Raw genomic sequence first — 2,857 nt, 5'->3', positions numbered from 1 at the left:
CTCGGCCGTCGCCTGTTCGCGCATCCGCCGGTTGGCGAAATCGACGAGCACGAGGCTGCTGTTCACGACAACGCCGGCCATCGCGACCATGCCGAGCATCGAGAGTACCGTGAGCTCCATGCCGAGCATGACGTGGCCAACCACCGACCCAACGAGGCCGAAGGGGATGGCCGACATGATGAGCAGCGGCTGCGCGTACGAGCGCAGGGGAACCGCCAGCAGCGCGTAGATCACGAGGAGCGCAAAGATGAACCCGCGACCCAGTCCGCCGAGCGTTTCCCGCTGCTGCTCCTGCTCCCCCTCGAAGGAATACTGGATGCCCGGATAGCTGGCCATGAGCTGCGGGAGGACGCTCGCGTCGAGGTTCGCGATGATCTCGTTGGGATTCCCGCGGCTCAAGTCGACGTCGGCCGTGACGTTCACGGCCCGGTGTCGGTTCGTTCGCTGGATGGTGTCATATCCCCGGCCGTGATCGGCGAGCGCCACCTGGCCGAACGACACCTCGTCGCCTTGCGGCGTACGGATGCGGGCGTTCTCGAGATCACCGAGTGACCGGCGCTCCGACTGAGGATAGCGCACCATCACCTTCACTTCGTCACGACCTCGCTGAATGCGCTGCGCTTCCTCACCGTAAAACCCTTGGCGCACCTGCCGGCCCAGATCCGTCAGCGAGAGTCCGAGCGCCTCCGCTTCGGGCCGAATCGCCAGCGTCAGCTCGCGCTTGCCCGCGCGGAACGAGTCCGCGATATCGAACACGCCGGGGTACTCACCCAGCCTGGCCTTGAGCCGCTCAGCCGCCTCGCGGAGCGCCACGAGGTCAGCGCCGCGGAGCTCGACGTTGATGGCTTCACCACTGTCGAAGAGTGACGAGGTGAACGTCAGCTCCACCGCATCGGCAACGGGCCCGGCGCGATCGCGCCACAGGTTCGCGAGCGCCGTGCTCCCAATCGACCGCGCCTCGGCTGGCGCGAGCTCGATGTTGATCTCGCCGAGGTGGCTGCCCGCGAACGAGACGCCGGCGCCGCCCCGCCCAGGCCCCTGATTCTGTTGTAATCGATAGGGCTGGCTGCCAACCGAGGAGAGCAGGTGATGGAACACGGTGCCGTTCTCGCGCTCCAGTTCCTCCTTGATCTCGAGGGCCGCGTCTTCCAGGTGCTGAACCGCAGCCGCTGTCGTCTCAACGGGCGTCCCCTGCGGCATCGTGAGCATGGCCGCCACGTTGTCCGCCTCGACCGGCGGGAAGAACGCGAAGCGGATCCAGCCGCCGCCAACGAGACCGACCATCAGAATCAACGTGGCGAGTCCCGAGGCCAGCGTGAGCGCCCGCCACCGAATGGCCCATGCCAAACAGGGGCGGTACACCCGGTCGGTCCACCGGTCCAGCGCGGTAGCGATGCGGCGCTGCATCTGCTGCCACATCGCGAACGGCCCGCGGCGTCGCCGTTCCGACGCGACCACGCCTCGTGGCATGGCGTTCTTCCCGTGACTGCTCCCGTCGCCGGTGCTGTGCATCGATAGGTGCGAGGGCAGCACGATCAGCGACTCGACCAGCGAGAACAGCAACGTCGGGATGACGATGAGCGGGATGACGCGGAACACCTGGCCCATCTGTCCTTCCAGCATCAGCATAGGCGCGAAGGCCGCCACGGTGGTCAACACACCGAAGATGACCGGCAGCGACACCCGATGCGCACCGACGATGGCAGACAGATGGCCGCCTCCCAACCGTTCCTGCTCGGTGTAGATGCTCTCCCCCACGACAATCGCGTCGTCCACGACGATGCCGAGCGCGACGATGAAGGCAAACAACGACAGCAGGTTGATAGATACGTCCAAGCTCGGGAGCAGCCACAGCGCCCCGAGGAACGACACCGGAATGCCGAGACTGACCCAGAACGCGAGACCCAGTCGTAAGAAAAGCGTCAAGACAATGAAGACGAGCGCGAAGCCCGCAAGCCCGTTGCGGATCAACAGCTCCATCCGGCTCAGCAGGATGCCGGTGTCGTCCTGCCAGATCGTCAGCGCCACGCCTTCAGGCATGCTGGCCTGCGCCGAAGCGACGTACTCCTTCACGGCGGCCGCAATGTCGAGCGCGCTCTGATCGCCGACGCGGAAGACCTGCACCAGCACCGCGGGGGCACCGTCGAATCGCGACGCTTGGTCGGTCTCCTCGAATCCGTCGACCACCCGCGCCACGTCGCCGAGGCGCAAGAACGTGCCGTCAGGTCGGCTGAGCAGGACCAGCCTCTCGAACTCCGGCCCGCGATACGCGCGCCCTTTGGCGCGGAGCAGAATCTCGCCGCCTTCCGTCTTCACAGAGCCGCCGGGCAGATCGACAGAGGACTGCCGCACGGCCCGCGCCACGTCATCGAAGGTCAGGCCGTGGCGGCGGAGTGTCTCCTCGGAGACCTCGATCGAGATCTCATAGGGCCGCGCCGCGGTCAGATCCACCTGGGTGATGCCCGGCTGCGCCGAGATCTCGTCGCGCACACGCTCGCCGAGCCGCTTCAGCGTGACCTCGTCCGCCTCGCCGGCGACGGCCACGGTCAGGACCTGCCGCCGGACGAGCAGCTCGCGGATAATCGGCTCTTCCGCTTCAACCGGAAAGGTGTCGATGGCGTCAACGCGGTTCTTGACCTCGTCGAGGACCTCGCGCAGGTCGTAGCCCTCTTCGACCTCCACCGTCACGGTGCCGCTTCCCTCTGCGGACGAAGACGTCAGCTCCTTGATGCCCTCGACGCCCTGGATCTCTTCCTCGATTGGGACACAGACCCCTTCCTCGACCTCCTCCGGCGCGGCACCGAGATACGCGACCGAGACGGAGATGAGGTTCGTATCGACGTCGGGAAACACCTCC

1 pseudogene (cut by a window edge) is annotated in these 2,857 nt (G+C 66.4%); it reads right to left on the bottom strand.

The annotated features are described in order from the left end of the window. A pseudogene (locus GEV06_24970) lies at positions 1-2,857 on the bottom strand (hypothetical protein); it reaches 585 nt to the left of the window's first position.

Source organism: Luteitalea sp., from assembly GCA_009377605.1.
Classification (GTDB): Bacteria; Acidobacteriota; Vicinamibacteria; order Vicinamibacterales; family Vicinamibacteraceae; genus WHTT01.
Note: the sequence above shows the minus strand (reverse complement) of the source record. Positions and strands in the feature narration are given on the sequence as shown.